Genomic DNA, 16,688 nt, shown 5'->3' with positions numbered 1-16,688 from the left:
TTTATAGTCACAGAAATGGGGTTTTGCCTGTTTTTCGTGTTAACGATGCTCGGCAGGAGCAACAATGCCTTTCAGAATGTCCCAAAACGCCTGGGTATCCATAATCGTGTTATGGCCTGTATTCGGTACCGTTTTGAACACAACAGGTTTATCCAGATGCTCAAGCAGGCTATTGAGTTGACTGCTGTGCTGCCAGGGAATATTGATATCATTAGCGCCGTGAATCAGAGCCACTCTGGCTGTGGCCTCGGTCAGATAGTCATCGGACTGGAAGTTAAACTTGATTGGCCAGGAAGGCAGCCATTGACCAAGACCACCACGCACCACATCCACAATACTGGTAAACGGTGCCAGCAGGATGACATTCCCCACAGCGGAATGCCGGGATAGCCAGGCTGCGGCCGTTGAACCCAGGGAATGTCCCACCACTACAATATTTTTATAGGCACTGTATTGATCACGGATATGATCAATATAACTCTCGGCATCAGCCAGGAACTGCTCTTTACTGATCGGCGTGAGCGTATTGCCATAACCACGGTACTCTGGAAAAACCACATCCATTTTCCAGCTATCCAGACAGTTCACCAGATTATTTCCGGACCATGACCTAAATAATGTGCCGTAGGCTATATCGGAGGCATTGTCGGCATTGCCATGGAAGAACACCACCAGCGTTTTTTCCCTATTGGGGGTTTTATTCACCCCTTGCACAAGCACACCGCCGGTCAGCAATTTGCCATCCGTTGTGGGGATATTGAGCTTCTTTAACCGCATCTGGGTCAGCGGCCCGGAGAGCGGAAAATCTCGATCAAAGCGGGTATGAGGTCTCAAGTACATACCCGGAAACACCAGAGCCTCTTCGAGATTTCGGGCCAGCACATCTCCGGCATAACCAGAGAGTGATGATGTGGCCGCAGAGGCCAGCAACCGTCCCATACACCAGAGCAAGGCGTTATGTCCCAGCGCAGGGTCAGCCACCACCCTTGCAGCTATCGTTTGTAGATCCTGTTCGTCGTACTGTCCCCGAGAGTGCACAACAACTTCTGGCAGGGGCATACGGGCAAAAGGCAGAGCACCACCCATAGGTTCCCGTAGCCATAATGACATCGCCGAATCCAATGGCAGAATATGATATTCGCCAGCTTGCAGAACCGGTACTATCTCAAGGGTGCCGGTAAAGGTCATACGGTATGTACTACGTTGCTCAGCCGGCAGCCTTTGGTTGTCAGCCAACAAACTCTGGACAGCCTTAAAAACCGGAGCCGACAGTGGTGAGATAAATCGCAGTTCACTTTGGTCACCAGCAGATGCTTTTATCAGCTCCCAACTGGTCCACCAGGGCACAACACCTTCGGCGAATCGCTCGATGATTCCTGCAGACTGCCATCGCCCATCCTTCTGTTCGATGGCAACCCTCAGTATGCCCTTGGGTTCAGGCTGGAGGTAAACCGATTGAATCTGCTGATGGCCGACCCTCTCTGCCAGAGCTCTCAGCTCCTGAAAGAAGGGATGCGTACCGGCCAGACTATGAGCCTGCTGAATATCAATCCTGAACACCCAATGGTCAGTCATCCCGGAGAGTGTTATGGGAGGTTTATCCAATAAGGTAATCGCCGCATTTTGATTACCATTACCAGCACTGAGAATTACGGGTTGCTCCAGAGAACTGCCCGGACTCACCAAACTTAGCTCTCGGGAAAGATCCGGCCAGAGTGTACTTCCCAACACAGCGAGGCTGTAGGCATTGCGCAGGGCCCGCCAAGGTCCTTCTACTCCTACAGCATTCAAAACGGTGTCCGCTGCAAGAGGCAACAGCGCCAACAGATTTTTACTATCAAGTTCAGGGCGTACGAAGAAGTGCAGCCCCATAGCCAGCAGAGGTGCGGTAACTCTTTGCAGGCCGGCATAGCCCAGTCGGTCGGAGAGAAAACGGTTGGTAAAGGCTAAACCAAAGCTGGTCGCTGCCAGTGTGGCGAGAGGTAATGCCTCCTTGATAAGCAGGTGCCCGGTCAGGGAATTGGTATAACCGGCACTTCGACTCAAATACCCGGCCTGATAAAAAGCTTCAGGCACCAGATCATCAGCCATCCTGGCAAGGCGGGCATAGTCTTCACCCGCAGCCTGAATCGGCCCGGCCAGCAGCGCGGCACAGGCTAACCATAACCTTATGCGGCAGATATTCTGCAGAGTCGATAGAAATCCAGACAAACGACAGGGGCTCCAGACTGATCTTTGTTCGTCCCTTCTGGGCGGAAAGCCTGTCAGGGACGGCAAAGATAGCAGCAGAAGCCTGATTCCGAGGGGCAGGAAACAGCCGGTAACGCTTTAGTGCATTAAATTACCGGAGTTTCACACTGGACATCGTAATTCTGGGCCCGGTGCCGCAGCAGATGGTCCATCAGGGTGATGGCCATCATGGCCTCAGCAATCGGCGTTGCCCGCACACCGACACAGGGATCATGGCGTCCCTTGGTAATCACTTCCGCAGGCTGGCCATGCACATCAATCGAACGACCCGGCAGAGTCAGGCTGGAAGTTGGTTTCAGGGCAATGCTGGCACGGATGGTCTGACCAGACGAGATGCCACCCAAAATGCCACCGGCATGATTGGACAGGAAGCCTTCCGGGGTCATTTCATCCCGATGCTCTGAACCCTTTTGACTGACAGCATCAAAGCCGGCACCGATCTCCACACCTTTCACAGCGTTGATACTCATCAGCGAATGCGCCAGCTCAGCATCCAGACGATCAAACACCGGCTCACCAAGCCCGGGCATCACACCGGAGGCTTCAACTGTAATACGCGCACCGATGGAATCCCCTTCCCGGCGCAGATCATTAATTAGTGCTTCCATCGCCGGCACCTTGCTGGCATCCGGACAGAAGAACGGATTATTGTGCACTTCCTGCCAGTCGAAGCTTTCAATGCGGATATCGCCCATCTGCTCCAGATAACCGCGCACCTCAATACCTTTGGACGCCAGATACTTCTTGGCAATCGCACCGGCAGCCACACGCATGGCGGTTTCCCGTGCTGAAGAGCGGCCACCGCCCCGATAGTCACGGAAACCATATTTCTGGTTGTAGGTGTAGTCGGCATGGGCCGGACGGAAGATATCCTTGATATTGGAGTAATCTTTGGAACGCTGGTCGGTATTTTCAATCAGCAGGCCAATCGGTGTACCTGTGGTGCGCCCTTCAAAGACACCGGAAAGAATTTTCACCGCATCCGGTTCACGACGCTGGGTGGTAAATTTGGAAGTACCGGGCTTGCGACGGTCGAGATCCTGCTGCAGATCCAGCTCGGACAGCTCAATCCCTGGAGGGCAGCCATCAACAATGCACCCCAGTGCGGGGCCATGGCTTTCACCAAAAGTGGTGACTGTGAAAAGTTTGCCGATTGTATTGCCCGCCATAATTCTCCGCCGACAGTTATTGTTCTGGATAGCGCTTTTCGATAGCACTTGTAGACTGCACGATAGCCCGAATTATACCCAGCTGACCTGACTTCACCACTCCCCACGACCAATTCCTGTAATAATGCCGGGTTTTCCGGTGAAAAAAGCGGTTATGTCTATGCTTCTCACTCCTTTATGTTGCTGGACGTCTGTTTATGTTTTCTCGGAACCTTCACTCATCATTCAGCCCTCGTCGCTTGTTACTGGCTGGCATTATCGCCAGTACAACAGTCACCACCACATCACTCTGGGCCGCACGGGAAACCCCGGAAGAGAAAAAACAACGCTACAACAGTTATGTCACCACTTATCAGAAGCTGGCCGGAGAGCGGCTCTGGCTGTTTCGTTCCAGTGTGAATCCGGCACTGACCAACCCTAATCTGGCGGACGGACTGGATGATCTGGTTCTGGTCAGTGAATATCTCGAACAGTCGATGGAACTCCCCGGCACTCGGGCTGATCAGGAGAAAAATGCTCAGGCCTTTCAAAAGTTAGAGCACAATACTGAGCAATTCCGCATTCTTTATAATCTGATGCAGGCACTGGGAGATCAGGGTTACCCTGGGCTGGAGTTACCGCCGCAGGACGTTGATATGGCCAACTCTGCCTTGCAGCGTGCGAAGGATGCGCTGAACCGACTCGATACAGAAATCCCTCAACTTAAGCAGCAGTTCCATTAAGAAAGAACAAAAAAACCGACGCTGTTGCCAGTGTCGGTTTTTATAAATCTGCGAACTTAATAATCAGCCGGCAAAACTATCACGGTATTGATCCAGCTCGGCAGCGGTGATCATGCAGACACCATGACCGCCCTGCTCAAATTCAATCCAGGTAAACGGTACATCTGGGAAAGCTTCATCCATGGCAAAGCAGCTGTTGCCCACTTCCATCACCAGAATACCGTCATCAGTCAGATAGTCACGGGCTTCACGCAGAATCACCCGGGCCAGATCCAGACCATCGTTACCCGCGGCCAATCCCAGCTCCGGCTCATGTTGATATTCATCCGGAAGATCAGACATATCCTCTTCATCCACATACGGCGGATTGGTTACGATAATCTGATACTGGGGCTTTTCATCCATGGCCTTCAGCGCAGAGAACAGGTTGGACTCCAGCGCCTGCACCCGATCCCACAGTTCAAAACGGTCGATATTAATCTGGGCCACTTCCAGTGCATCAGGGGACAGATCCAACAGATCCACCTGAGCACCCGGGTAGCTCTCGGCACAGGCAATACCGATACAGCCGGAACCGGTGCAGAGGTCGAGGACACGATCGACTTCCACATCACCCAGCCATGGCTGGAAGCCGTTGCGAATCAGCTCGGCAATCGGAGAGCGGGGAACCAGAACCCGCTCATCCACATAAAATGGCATATCGCAGAACCAGGCCTTGTTCACCAGATAAGCGGTTGGAATACGCTGTTCAATCCGGCGCAAAACCAGTGTCGTCAGTCTGTCACGCTCGGTTTGGGTCAGACGACAGCCATACAGAGATTCATCAAAATCCCACGGCAGTTCCAGAGCCTGCAGTACCAGATGGCAGGCCTCATCCCAGCTGTTGTCACTGCCATGGCCGTAGAACAGCTCATGCTCATTGAACCGGCTGTACGTCCAGCGCAGCCAGTCACCAATGGTGATCAGGCCATCGGTGTCTTTCAGGTTCTCAGTCAGGTATCCGGACATTGCCAATCCTTCAGGCATCATTGGAAAACCCGGCAGGGTAATCTGCCGGCGGCTGAAATTCTAGCAGGAATCCTCTCCCGACAACCCTTCAGATTGACACCAGCCCCTCAAAACCGGTAAATAGGTGCGCATCAATGATCAGTTTCAAACATTATGGTAAGCGATGAAGACCGGGACCTGCTGGCCCGTGAAATGTCCGGTGTCCGCCCGATCAAGCAAAACAAGGCGGACATCAAAAGCGGCAAAGTTGAAGTTCCGGAATTTACCCTGCGGCTGAGAAGACGTCAGGCTACGGTTGAAAACTCGATCAATGTCGATGGCTTGTCAGACAGTCATCTGGTGGCGGTTGCTCCGGAAGAGTATATCGAGCACCTGCGCCCTGGCCTGCAGCACAAGAAGCTGCAGAAACTGCGTATGGGCCAGCTGGAGATCCAGTACAACCTCGATCTGCACGGTTTCACCTTCGATGATGCCCGGGATATGCTGCAGCGGTTTATCAGTTTCTGCCGCAAGAACCACTACACGACAGTGCGTATTGTGCATGGCAAGTCACGGGGCAGCTGGGAACAGCAGGCGACCATGAAAACCTATGTTAATGCCTGGCTAAAACAGGTACCCGGCGTACTTGGCTTTGCCTCCTGCCTGCCGGTTGATGGCGGCACCGGTGCCGTCTATGTGCTGCTCAGCCGCCCACGCTGATTATTTTTCCAGCCAGAGATCCTGAATCCGGAAATACGGGTACTGCCCGGATTCCGGAAAGCCTTTGACATAAGGTTTTACCAGCCGTACGTCAGTGTAGTTGTACAACGGAATGGCTGGCATATCTCGGGCCAGTAGCTCTTCAAGCTTGAGGATACTTTGCTGCCGTAACTGTGGATTTGTCTGGTAGCAGGCGTGATTAAAAGCCCTATCATACTCTGCGCTCTTGTAGCCAGTCTGATTCATCGGACTGCCCGAGGTAAACATAATGTATAAGAAACAGGGATCAGGGTCGCCCATCGCCCAACCCATCCGGGCGATGGCAAACTGCTTCTTATTCAATTCATCGGAAAGCGCATTCCACTCCATATTGCGCAGCCCGACATTCAGGCCAATATTACGCTTCCACATATCTGCCACAGCCAGAGCAATCTGCCGATGGCTGTCCATAGTATTATAGAGGATTTCCAGTTTATCCGGCAATTGACCGGCAGCTCTGCCCTCTTTCAGCAATGCCTTACGGCCTGCATCCAGTGGCGACTCCACGCCCGGCTGATTGACACTTTCCGCAGGTGCAAACCATCGAGAAGGTTGTTGCCCCAGCCCCAATAGCCGGTCAGTAATTAATGTGCGGTCAATAGCAAACGCCAGACTCTGACGAAGGCTGGATTCTTTTAAATCCGGGTTATCCAGATTGAACAGATAAAAATAAGTGCCGGGCATAGGCTGAATGCGCAATTCACCGGCAAATTTCTTTTTCAGCCACTGGGACCGGTTACTGACCACGGAACGGGTCATATCCAACTGCCCCGCCTCATAATGTTTGAGCTCAGTATCGGGTGCGAGAGGATACAGAACAGCCCGATAAATACCGACCTGATCAGCCGCCCAATAATGATCATTGCGGACCAGTTCCAGCTTTTCGTTTATTACCCATTTCTCGGGGAGGTAAGCACCATTTACGACAATATGTTCAGGTCGCGACCAGGTTTCAGAAAACTTGCTGACCACCTGCCGTGGCAACGGAAACGCCGTAGTGGACAGAAGTGATAAGGCAAAATTGACCGGGGACTCCAATTCCATCACTACGGTCTGTGCATCCGGTGCAGAGACCCCCAGAGCTGATGGCGGCTTCTCGCCTTTTAATACCGCATCAGCATTCACCAGCCGCATCATCTTCAGCTTGCTGGCCATCATAAAGGCATTCGACGGGTCAGCCATATAACGCAGGCCGGCAACAAAATCCTCAGCCACTAACGGTGTACCATCACTCCACTTCAAGCCTTTACGGAGGGTAAATACCAGACGCTGACCATTATTTTCCAGCCGCCAGCTTTCCGCCTGTCCGGGAATAATGTTCCCGTCGGCATCGACCACCACCAGAGATTCAAAAATATTATTGGAAATAAACGCGCTATCAGAAGTTTGTACTTGAAAGGGATTAAGAGTATGAGGATCGGAGAGCTGCCCCATATGAATCACCTGATCTTTCGACCAGGCCAGTGAGGTGAAGATCAAAAAAGGCAAAAGCCCTATCCAGCGGAACCCGTGCAACATACCCATCCCCCAAAATGTATGGATGAAAAGTCAGCCAGCCCGGCGCTGTTCTCCCGGATCAGACGCACGTTGCTCGGCCAGAGTCGCCTGTTCTTCTTCCCACTTATCAATCACCTGTCCGGTGACCAGACGTCCCACCTGAATCATCTCATCCGCCCGGTTGAATTCATAGAACCGGCACTGGTTCCGTGACACAGGTATCAGGATGTCAGGGGCATAGCCGGCCATTTTATAGCGCGCCAGAGATTCCTGCATAACTTCCAGCGACTGGTTAAACAGATCCAGCATACCCATCTTCACCGTAGCGGCTTCATCACTGCCCTCGCCCTTGGCATATTTTTTCGACAGGAAGTTCAGCTTACCCAGCCAGCGGTGCAGCACTTTCTGCTGACGATTCTCCTGTACCGGTGCCTCACAGGCGACATTCATCGGGGCCACATCGGTATTCAGATCCACGGCGATAATCAGATCGGCATGGGCTGACACTGTAGCGGCAATGGGCAAAGGATTGAGCACGCCGCCATCAATCAGCAGACGCCCATTATGTTCGACGGGGGTAAACAGAGTCGGAATTGCAATGGAAGCCCGGATGGCTTGCATCAGATCACCATCCTGAAACCAGACCTCCTTTCGGGCAGCAATATCCGTGGCTACGGCGGTGAACGGAGTCGGCAGGTTCTCGATCCGGACATCGCCGATCATCTCGCCAATCACCTCAAACACCCGCCCTCCCTGAATCACACCGGGGCTGCGAAAAGAGAGGTCGAGTAAACGAATCACATCCAGATAGTTCAGCTCCCGCACCCAGTCCCGGTACTGATCAAGTTTGCCGGCAACATACAATCCGCCCACCAGCGCTCCCATCGAGCAGCCGGCCACGGCTTTAATCTCGTAACCTCTCGCCACCAGCTCTTCAATCACCCCGATATGGGTGTAACCCCGGGCACCACCACTGCCCAGTACCAGTGCTACGGACTTTGCCATAACGCCTTCCTGCCTGACTTCAATAAACCCTAACCAGGGTTATCGGCGAGACAGGAGGGGTTATAACCGGAAACAGTGAGGTGTTTTAAGGTGTATCAGGCGTGAAATAGTCGATGAGCAAATAGGTGCGGTTGGTGCCACGGGTGACCGCATAAGCCAGCCAGTAACTGCCACCCTCGGCACTTTTGGCCAGCAGATAGGATTGCTCCCGTTCACGACCATAAAGATTGGCGACCTGGAAGATATCATTGGCCCACAGATTGCTCTGCCCGCAATCACGCCCTGTGCAGCTGAAAATATCCTGAGCTCCCAGTTTACCAAGCTCTTCCTGAATAAACCGGAAGCCATCAGCACTGCTACGGCCAGTTGGGAGTTCATAGATACGGCGCTCCAGCTGACCATTCAGCCACTGGGCATCGGTCGAGCGGATCTTGCCGCGGATCTTGCTGACCCGAGACGACAGCAGCGGATAATCCCGGGCCATCCGGGACTCTTTCAGTGTGAGGCTGGCATTAGGATAAACGGGCAAAGCTTCCGGTCCGGCCGCAACACCGGTGGCAGCCGCTGGCAATGACAAGAGACAAAGACTGGCGAGGAAGGCACGAAAGACAGAAGAGACCCAATCCTTTTGCATGCAGCGATCACCTTTGACTGTTATGTTCCTGGTTCAGAACCTGTTGTAAATGGGGGCTGATGGCCTTGACCACTGCTGCAACCGTATCTGCTTCCAGATGCAGATGATGGTCACCCTCAAGAGTCAGCACTTTCAGATGCTTCTGCAACTCCTGGCTGGCACTCAGAGCCTTATCAACAAATCCGTCACGGGCCGTTACCAGCAAGGCCGGAGCGTCCAAAGCCTCTACCAGCACCCGACACTGTTCCAGCGTGAGCCGCTGTGCCGTCGGAGCCATCAGCCGAGGATCCGAGCGCCAGACCCAGCCTTCATTGTGCGCTTTCAGCGCACGCCGGACAATAATTTCAGCCGCATCAGCACTAATGGTATCAAATCCGGTCTGCCGTACCCGTACGGCATCCTCAATACTGGCAAACTGTCGCAGGCCATTACGCTTACGATTACGCCAAAGCACAGCCTTACGCAACTGTTCTGCGGTCTGTTCGGCCGGTGTCGCAGCGGGCAGTAAACCATCAATCAGGGTCAGGGAAGCCACTCGCTCAGGAACGGTTGCCGCCAGCATTGTGGCAATAATGGCCCCCATGGAATGCCCCAGCAGATGAATTTTCTCCAGACCCAACTGATCGGCAATCGCCAGCACATCAGGTATATGGGACCAGAGCGGATAATCCGCCCCAACCCCACGATGATCACTGTGCCCATGCCCGGCCAGATCGACAGCGACAATGCGCATGCCTTCCAGCTGAGGTGCCAGACGGCTGAAGCTGGCGGCATTGTCCAGCCAGCCATGGAGCGCCAGCACCACCGGCGCATTTTCATCGCCCCAGCTTAATGCCGAGAAGCTTTGGCCGGAGACGGTAAAGGTCAGTGAACTATCCATATTTTTGTTGTTATAGCCTGTTAGACAACCGGTTATTTGCCGATTGATTTCACCGCCATGGTCAGGCGGGAGACGCAGAGCAGCTTATCCTGCTCATCATGAATCTGGATATCCCAGACCTGGGTGGAACGACCAATATGAATGGCTTTTGCACGACCAGTCACCAGCCCACTGCGTGCAGAACGAACATGATTGGCATTAATTTCCAGACCAACACAGTAATTGCCTTTTCCGGCGGCAATATTGGCGGCCATGCTGCCCAGAGACTCGGCAAACGCCACGCTGGCACCACCGTGGAGCAGGCGCATAGGCTGAACAGTGCGGGAATCCACCGGCATGGTACCGGTCAGACCATCGTCGTGAATCTCGGTCACGACCATGCCAAGATGTTCACACAGGGTGTCCTTGAGACTGTTATTCAAGGCCTCAAGGCTGATTTCATACTTCCAGATACTCATAACTTCCCCCAGAACGTACATGGTTTTTATTCCGATGCAGGTTACCGAAGTCGTACGTTGGTTACAAACTCCATTTCATGGGAGTGCTACAACGAGAAGCTTCAACGTTTCACAGGAATAGTGACCACCCTCGGAGGAGGAAAACGCAGAGTCATGACCAGACAGGCAGCCACGGCAACACCCGCAGGAATAATCAGCAAAGCCTGCCGGTAGTGTTCCATGCAGACATCCGCATGCAGACCAAGCAGCCAGCCGATCACGGGCTGATAGAACAAAGCACCCACCATAACACTGACCGTGTTGACCAGCGCCAGTCCCATAGAGAGAGCCTCCCCGACCAGCCAGTGTTTTACCAGCACAAAGGGCAACATATAAGCCGAGGCACACAGCCCAAGCACCAGCAGCATGGGATAATGCAGGGATGGCGGCAAGATGCCCGACAGAATGACCATAAACAGTCCCACAGTCAGGATTGCACAACTCATCATAACGTTACGGATATTCAAACCATGGTCGGCCAGCCAGCCCAGCATCGGCGCCCCGACCGCCGCACCCAGAAAAACCATGCCCACCATATGCCCGGCCTTGCCGACACATTCAGGATCTGCCTCCAGAAATGGTATCGCCCAGAGCGCAGCAAAGGCATTGATCACCGCAAACATCAGACCACTGTAAAGCGAAACCACCCAGATCCGACCATTACGAAACACTGATTTCCAGTTATTGGATTCACCATCGGATCCGATCGCCAACCCCTGTCTGTCACTCATCAACAGCGGACTGAGAATCACCGGGATCAGGCACAGCAACACAAAGATCTTCAAGGTATAGCGCCAGCCCCACAGGGCAATACTTTCGGGAATCAGAAAATCACCGAAACAGGCGCCAATCATCCCCAGCATCTCCATCCCGGCCGCCAGTGCGCCAAACATGCTGGCAATAAAGAACCGTTCAATGGTCCCCAGAAAACAGACCACCACAGGGGCCGCTCCGATACCGGTCACAGCCCGCCCCAGCATCATCATTAATGCCGTGTCTGCGGAAGACTGGATCATACAACCCAACGCCATCACCAGCCCGGCACCCATAATCAGGGTTCGACAGCCATAGCGGGACAACAGCCAGCCGGAAGGGATCTGCAGAAAAACATAGGGATAAAAGAAGATCGAAGACAGCAGACCAACACCCGCTTCCTGCAGCTGAAGGTCAGCCTTGATTTCCGGAACCATCAGGCTTACCGAGCCCTGCAGCACAAACTGCAGCATCACCAGAAAACCGGCGGTCAAGTAGGCCAGCACACCGCGCGTGGATGCCACCTGCGGCAGTACAACCTCAGTGACCCGCTCTTCAGCCGTTTCTTCGGGGATGGACTTGTTATCCTGCATCTCAAGCCCTCCTCAAAAGCAGAGAAGAGACCAGTGCAATCCCGGCCAGTGCCAACAGCGGAACAAACGCCACCTGATAATCGGGCAGTGTTACACCAGCAGACGTCGCCCGCATATCCAGCAAGCTCCCGAGCAGAGGTTGCAGTATCTGCCCGGCCACCAGCAACATGGCATTAATAAACGCCAGTGCCACACCCAGCCCCGAAGGTGGCAGAGACTTTTCCGGCGCTACAAAAGCCAGCCCATAAGAACCGATCACCAGCCCCAGACAGAACAGCACCACCGCCATCAAAGCACTGGCCATAGACATAAAAACGATAGAGAGAAGCAGCAGCAGGGTCAGCGTCGAGCCAAGAATCATGGTGTTGCGACAGGAACCGCCACGGGATGCCAGCCAGCCACATAACACGGTTCCGAGAGAGACTCCGGCAAAGAACAGGGCCATTCCCTGAGCGGGAAAGCTGGCATTATCCGGGTACAAACAGGCCAGGAAAGACACACCCCACATCATGCCGAAAACGCTCACCAGGCCAAACAATCCAAACCCAAAGCCGGCACTGACCCAAACCTGCCGGCTACCCAGAACCTGCAGAAACTGTCCCTGTACGGGAGGCGATGCACCCTGATCATTAACGGTCGGTTCTTCACGCTCCTTCTTTGGCGCATTGCGAACCCAGAGCAAGGTAGCCACAAGAAGCACAACACCTAGCAGAGCAGAGGCCTCCAGGGTTCCACGCCATCCCGAATCCTGCAGCAGTTCCGGTATTAAGGCACCGCAAACAACGCCCCCCATCATCGCCGACATTTCCACCAACCCGACCAGCAGAGGAAAGTAACGGGAAGGGAACCAGGCTGCTGCCAGACAGAGAGCGCCAACAATAGCCACAGAGCTTCCTGCTCCCTGCAGCATACGGCCAATAATGGCTGAGATCAGTGAATCGGCACCGGAAAACACCAGGGTGCCCGCCATCATAAACAACAGCCCGCCAATAAAGCAGTTACGCACGCCAAAACGATCAACCAGCATGCCGCCAGGCACCTGTAGCAGCACATAGGTATAAAGAAGCGAGCTGCCCAAAACGCCGGTTTCTGTGCGGCTCAGACCCAGTTCATCCATCAGGGGCTGGGCAATAAAGCCGGGCGTGGCCTGCAGCAGAAACTGGTACATACAAAAGCCACAGGCGATAACCATCACCAGCAGACTTTGGTAGCGATCTGATAACCCCGAAAGACGCATGGCATCCCTCCACCCATAAGCTGATACGCCCGACAGCTGATCTTGCCCGACCGCCTTTAAGCGGTATTGGCAACCGAATCAACGCACGTTGGGGAAAGGACGTGAAGTATAGGAAGCGTTCCCTGCCCCTGCCTGACCAATAGCCGGAAATTCAGTGCCACCAATCACCAGCGAGGTCTAAGGTCTGAGAGATAGACCATGGTCTCCGGAAAAGGTTTCGCGGCCTCGGACCATGGTCGTATGGGAAGGAAGGAGATCTATCAGGGGCGGAAGGTTTTCTTCAGCCAGGCCATACCAGCGGCCGGGTAATCCATATCCAGTTCGGTAATCATCCCGGTATTAAAACCCGGACCGGCGTGCTCATGACTATCCACCAGCAAACCGGTCAATCGGGAGACCAGCGGCATATGGGAAACCAATAGCCAGACACCCTCTTCCGGCAGCTGGCCAACGGCCTCTCTGGGAGCAGAATCCGGGGTAAAGCCATCAACCACCTTGGGCGTAAGCCCGCCCCCATGCACACCTGCCACAATCGCGGCGGTTTCACGGGCGCGCTGGTAGGGACTGCAGAGAATCCCGTCCAGCTTAACTCCGATCAGAGACTGAGCCACCCGCGCCACTTCCTCGCGCCCCTCTTCAGTAAGAACACGCTGTTCATCGGAAGCGGCATAAGCCTCTGCCTGTCCATGGCGCATCACAAACAACTTCATTGGTACGACTCCTCAGGCTTCCGGGTGGTTCACCCACTACTTATCGGCCGCTGCTGGCTTAGTGATTATCCTGTCCCGGCCAATCGGTGAACGGGAATGGTTTTTCTTCACTGTTAAAGGTCATAAAGCTGGCCATCTGGTGCAGATAGCGGTTCAGGCCTGTGGAGAATTCCAGCAGGTTCTGATTGGCCGAACCGGTAACCAGCGTCAGCAGCGCCTGTGCCACCGCAATCAGCAGGATCAGGGCAATGGCAATATGGCCGGCTATATAAAACAGCACCATATAAACAATGCGCATCCAGATGGAGGTGGAAGACACATTCTCTTTCAGGGTATGCATAGCATCCTGGTTCTCACTCATGGCAGGCTCCTTGCGTTGGTCTGAGTGTTCAGTGGGTCACACTGTTCTGCGCCATGATGTTGTCCTGCAGCAGAAACTCCACATCGGTTTTCTGCTCACGCATCATCATGGTGCTGGTGACATCCCGTATATTCTTGTTCTCGATAATGATGGCATACAGCCCATCAACAATCGGCATATAAACATCCATCTCCCGGGCCTTGGCCCGTACCAGAGACAGCGTGTTCACACCTTCCGCCACCTGGCCCAGCTCCTGCTGCGCCTGTTCCAGTGATTTCCCTTCACCCAGGGCATAACCCACCCGGAAGTTACGGCTCAGGCGGGATTCACAGGTCACGATCAAATCACCCACCCCGGCCAGACCGAGGAACGTGAGCGGGTTAGCCCCCAACTTCACGGCAAAGCGGCTCATCTCCGCTAGACCACGGGTAATCAACATACTGCGGGTGTTATCGCCCATACCAAGAGCTGTCGCCAGACCGGCAACTATGGCATAGATATTCTTCAGGGCTCCGCCCAGCTCGACACCGTAGCGGTCATGATTGGAATACACCCTAAAATAGTCACAGTGCAGAATGTCCTGCACCAGCTGGCAGAGTTCCTCATCCTCACTGGCAATCACGGTAGCAGTGATCTGCCGGGCCATAATTTCCTTGGCCAGATTCGGGCCGCTCAATACCCCGATACGGCTACCCGGCACTTCTTCGTGCAGGATCTCGCTCATCAGATCGAAGGTCTCTGCTTCAACACCTTTAGTGGTGCTGATAATCATCGCCTCACCAACCTTGCCCTGCAGCCGGCTGACCACACTGCGGAAGTGCTGGCTGGGAATCGCCACAAAGATCAGATCACAACCGGACACCGCGTAATCAAAGTTACTGGTCGCCTCAATCTGCTCACTCACCTCATATTCGGGAAGGTAACGCTGGTTGATATGGGTGCGGTTCATCTCCGCAGCCTGCTCTTCGGAACGCATCCACTGTCGTACGACATGCCCCTTGCGGGCAGCGATATCCGCAAGGGCCGTACCAAAACTGCCACCACCGAGCACGGTAATGGTGCAAGGTTGAAATTCCGGGGTTGAATCAGTCACCGGGCTCGTCATACCTGCCTTCATTCTCTGAATTATCTATGGGCGGATGATACATCACCTGCCAGATGTTGGAATCAGCGCATCGTCTCTATGCAACAAAAAGCGCTACAAAACACCGTTCCTTATTCGTCTTTATTACTACCAGAACGTGTCAACCGCAATGCCTGTCATCAAAAGTCCACAAAAAGTGTGCTTTGATGTTGCTGAACTGTAGTGATTTGTTAACCACAGTGACAATAACCAAAGGTACCAGAAATCAAGGGCTTACGGGAGCGTGTGTAGCAAGATGTGTAGCAGTTTGTGTAGCAGTAATTATTGTCATTTTTGCACTTACTGTTGACGCCTCAGGGCAGCCATCCCTTTAACCTTTTCTTATCCCGCCATCTTCTTTGATAAGATACCCAGAACAGATAAAACAATAAAAAGGCAAAGGCGAAATGAACCAGCCTGATGAACATCAACAGCAAATAAAAGACCTTCAGCAAGAACTTAAAGCTCTCAAAGAAAAAGACGCCTCCGACGAGAAAGAACATAACCAAGCTCTCGGAGGACTTATGTGGTTTGTAACCGCTCCAGTATTAGCCCTCCCCTGTCTGTATTGGTTCTGGTTTGGCGGCTTTAAGTACTTTAACTTTTCAAAGAACCCTGAACACTGGGGGTGGTTTGGAGACTTTTTAGGAGGCTCTTTAAACCCTTTACTCAGCTTCTTCACAGTCATTCTCTTACTTTTAAGCCTCAGCCAGACTCGACAAATGCTGCGTCAAAACAAAGAGGAGATGTTAGTTTCACGCCAACAAAATGAACATGCTTTAGCCCAAGGACGCATGGCCTTGGAAAACAATAGGTATGAATTGGAGTTAACACGGAAAGAAGTTGCCGCGTCTTCGGAAGCGTTGAAGCTTCAAGTCAAGGCGATGGAAGAACAAAAGAAACAGGACGAAGAGCATTATCTGCGAGGACTACACCACCAAGCTGTGAAGGACGCAACCGAAGTCCTCAGAAAAGCAATTGAAACACCTTGCGGCTGGTATATCCCTACCAGAGGCAATCTCGACAAAGGTGAAACAAGAGCGGTTGGTTTCAAAACCCTCATATCTCCTCGATCTGACGCCAATAGCTTTTTCATTCTTTCCTCAATACCAGAAGAGTCAAAGTCGGAGTTTGATGATGTCATCCTCGATCCCTTAATCGACTTTGCATTTGTTGTGAACAAGGCAAGGCAACACTGCCAAGATGACCCAATAATAGAGGGTTATGTCAGCTCGCTAGAAAAGCTCTTTATAACCGCCATTGAGCTTGGGTTCCTTGGTAAAAAAGGGGAAAACATCTGGTACCAAGAAGCCATTGCTGAAGCATTCGGAGTGAACTTTCTCCAAGTTTTACACCATGACGAGCTTATAGAAGCTGAAGAAACAAGCGCACACATTTAAACTCTTTGTCTACGCTAACCAAAGAACGATTTATAATTAAATCTTTCTTCTGAAGACTGGTAAGAACAACAAAGGCAATATCTCTCAATGACAGATATTGAACCAGCGAAG

Annotated in this window: 16 protein-coding genes; 3 read left to right on the top strand and 13 right to left on the bottom strand. The window is 53.0% G+C overall.

Annotated elements, in window-relative coordinates; genetic code table 11:
* Positions 1 to 39: 39 nt before the first annotated feature.
* Positions 40 to 2,211 carry an alpha/beta hydrolase gene (locus EHSB41UT_RS12210; protein ID WP_087110193.1) on the bottom strand — a complete coding sequence of 724 codons (2,172 nt, stop codon included), beginning with the start codon at positions 2,209 to 2,211 and terminating at the stop codon, positions 40 to 42.
* Positions 2,212 to 2,336: 125 nt separating this feature from the next.
* Positions 2,337 to 3,419 carry a chorismate synthase gene (aroC, locus tag EHSB41UT_RS12205; protein ID WP_087110191.1) on the bottom strand — a complete coding sequence of 361 codons (1,083 nt, stop codon included), beginning with the start codon at positions 3,417 to 3,419 and terminating at the stop codon, positions 2,337 to 2,339.
* 197 nt (positions 3,420 to 3,616) lie between these two features.
* Between aroC and EHSB41UT_RS12200 the strand changes: the two genes are divergently transcribed.
* Positions 3,617 to 4,141, top strand: coding sequence for a hypothetical protein (locus EHSB41UT_RS12200; protein WP_133060491.1), 525 nt, complete (start codon positions 3,617 to 3,619; stop codon positions 4,139 to 4,141).
* Positions 4,142 to 4,204: 63 nt separating this feature from the next.
* Here the strand turns inward: EHSB41UT_RS12200 and prmB are convergent, their stop codons facing one another.
* Positions 4,205 to 5,149 carry a 50S ribosomal protein L3 N(5)-glutamine methyltransferase gene (prmB, locus tag EHSB41UT_RS12195; RefSeq protein ID WP_087110187.1) on the bottom strand — a complete coding sequence of 315 codons (945 nt, stop codon included), beginning with the start codon at positions 5,147 to 5,149 and terminating at the stop codon, positions 4,205 to 4,207.
* Between the two features lie 153 nt (positions 5,150 to 5,302).
* On the opposite strand from prmB, the gene EHSB41UT_RS12190 reads away from it, so the two are divergent.
* The gene (locus tag EHSB41UT_RS12190; RefSeq protein WP_087110185.1) at positions 5,303 to 5,848 is read left to right on the top strand and encodes a Smr/MutS family protein; all 546 of its coding nucleotides are present in this window, start codon (positions 5,303 to 5,305) and stop codon (positions 5,846 to 5,848) included.
* Here the strand turns inward: EHSB41UT_RS12190 and EHSB41UT_RS12185 are convergent, their stop codons facing one another.
* From EHSB41UT_RS12185 to EHSB41UT_RS12140, 10 genes are all read right to left on the bottom strand, one after another.
* The gene (locus tag EHSB41UT_RS12185) at positions 5,849 to 7,375 is read right to left on the bottom strand and encodes a peptide ABC transporter substrate-binding protein (protein WP_165767246.1); all 1,527 of its coding nucleotides are present in this window, start codon (positions 7,373 to 7,375) and stop codon (positions 5,849 to 5,851) included.
* Positions 7,376 to 7,435: 60 nt separating this feature from the next.
* The gene (locus EHSB41UT_RS12180) at positions 7,436 to 8,389 is read right to left on the bottom strand and encodes a patatin-like phospholipase family protein (RefSeq protein ID WP_087110181.1); all 954 of its coding nucleotides are present in this window, start codon (positions 8,387 to 8,389) and stop codon (positions 7,436 to 7,438) included.
* 85 nt (positions 8,390 to 8,474) lie between these two features.
* Complete coding sequence (locus EHSB41UT_RS12175) at positions 8,475 to 9,023, bottom strand: DUF4892 domain-containing protein (protein WP_087110179.1); 549 nt, start codon at positions 9,021 to 9,023, stop codon at positions 8,475 to 8,477.
* A 7-nt stretch (positions 9,024 to 9,030) separates the two neighbouring features.
* On the bottom strand, positions 9,031 to 9,903 hold the full coding sequence (locus EHSB41UT_RS12170) for an alpha/beta hydrolase (protein ID WP_087110178.1): 873 nt from the start codon (positions 9,901 to 9,903) through the stop codon (positions 9,031 to 9,033).
* A 32-nt stretch (positions 9,904 to 9,935) separates the two neighbouring features.
* Positions 9,936 to 10,361, bottom strand: coding sequence for a hotdog fold thioesterase (locus EHSB41UT_RS12165; protein WP_087110176.1), 426 nt, complete (start codon positions 10,359 to 10,361; stop codon positions 9,936 to 9,938).
* Positions 10,362 to 10,462: 101 nt separating this feature from the next.
* A complete protein-coding gene (locus EHSB41UT_RS12160) occupies positions 10,463 to 11,746 on the bottom strand; it encodes an MFS transporter (RefSeq protein ID WP_087110174.1) in 1,284 nt (427 codons plus the stop codon).
* A gap of 1 nt (position 11,747) precedes the next feature.
* Positions 11,748 to 12,983, bottom strand: a complete 1,236-nt coding sequence (locus tag EHSB41UT_RS12155) for an MFS transporter (RefSeq protein WP_087110172.1) — start codon at positions 12,981 to 12,983, stop codon at positions 11,748 to 11,750.
* A gap of 260 nt (positions 12,984 to 13,243) precedes the next feature.
* A complete protein-coding gene (gene sixA, locus EHSB41UT_RS12150) occupies positions 13,244 to 13,693 on the bottom strand; it encodes a phosphohistidine phosphatase SixA (RefSeq protein ID WP_087110170.1) in 450 nt (149 codons plus the stop codon).
* Between the two features lie 58 nt (positions 13,694 to 13,751).
* A complete protein-coding gene (locus tag EHSB41UT_RS12145; protein WP_087110168.1) occupies positions 13,752 to 14,054 on the bottom strand; it encodes a DUF4389 domain-containing protein in 303 nt (100 codons plus the stop codon).
* Between the two features lie 28 nt (positions 14,055 to 14,082).
* Entirely contained in the window at positions 14,083 to 15,147 is a 1,065-nt protein-coding gene (locus tag EHSB41UT_RS12140; RefSeq protein ID WP_242667300.1) for an NAD(P)H-dependent glycerol-3-phosphate dehydrogenase, read from the bottom strand.
* A 437-nt stretch (positions 15,148 to 15,584) separates the two neighbouring features.
* On the opposite strand from EHSB41UT_RS12140, the gene EHSB41UT_RS12135 reads away from it, so the two are divergent.
* Complete coding sequence (locus tag EHSB41UT_RS12135) at positions 15,585 to 16,577, top strand: hypothetical protein (RefSeq protein WP_087110165.1); 993 nt, start codon at positions 15,585 to 15,587, stop codon at positions 16,575 to 16,577.
* Positions 16,578 to 16,688: the final 111 nt, after the last annotated feature.

It is taken from the genome of Parendozoicomonas haliclonae (genome assembly GCF_900174585.1).
GTDB lineage: Bacteria > Pseudomonadota > Gammaproteobacteria > Pseudomonadales > Endozoicomonadaceae > Sansalvadorimonas > Sansalvadorimonas haliclonae.
This window is presented reverse-complemented; position numbering and strand designations above follow the sequence as displayed.

Coding starts and splice junctions, on each gene's coding strand:
- aroC (WP_087110191.1), bottom strand. CDS start 3,419: ATGGCGGGCAATACAATCGGCAAACTTTTCACAGTCACCACTTTTGGT.
- EHSB41UT_RS12200 (WP_133060491.1), top strand. CDS start 3,617: ATGTTTTCTCGGAACCTTCACTCATCATTCAGCCCTCGTCGCTTGTTA.
- prmB (WP_087110187.1), bottom strand. CDS start 5,149: ATGTCCGGATACCTGACTGAGAACCTGAAAGACACCGATGGCCTGATC.
- EHSB41UT_RS12190 (WP_087110185.1), top strand. CDS start 5,303: ATGGTAAGCGATGAAGACCGGGACCTGCTGGCCCGTGAAATGTCCGGT.
- EHSB41UT_RS12180 (WP_087110181.1), bottom strand. CDS start 8,389: ATGGCAAAGTCCGTAGCACTGGTACTGGGCAGTGGTGGTGCCCGGGGT.
- EHSB41UT_RS12175 (WP_087110179.1), bottom strand. CDS start 9,023: ATGCAAAAGGATTGGGTCTCTTCTGTCTTTCGTGCCTTCCTCGCCAGT.
- EHSB41UT_RS12170 (WP_087110178.1), bottom strand. CDS start 9,903: ATGGATAGTTCACTGACCTTTACCGTCTCCGGCCAAAGCTTCTCGGCA.
- EHSB41UT_RS12165 (WP_087110176.1), bottom strand. CDS start 10,361: ATGAGTATCTGGAAGTATGAAATCAGCCTTGAGGCCTTGAATAACAGT.
- EHSB41UT_RS12160 (WP_087110174.1), bottom strand. CDS start 11,746: ATGCAGGATAACAAGTCCATCCCCGAAGAAACGGCTGAAGAGCGGGTC.
- EHSB41UT_RS12155 (WP_087110172.1), bottom strand. CDS start 12,983: ATGCGTCTTTCGGGGTTATCAGATCGCTACCAAAGTCTGCTGGTGATG.
- sixA (WP_087110170.1), bottom strand. CDS start 13,693: ATGAAGTTGTTTGTGATGCGCCATGGACAGGCAGAGGCTTATGCCGCT.
- EHSB41UT_RS12145 (WP_087110168.1), bottom strand. CDS start 14,054: ATGAGTGAGAACCAGGATGCTATGCATACCCTGAAAGAGAATGTGTCT.
- EHSB41UT_RS12135 (WP_087110165.1), top strand. CDS start 15,585: ATGAACCAGCCTGATGAACATCAACAGCAAATAAAAGACCTTCAGCAA.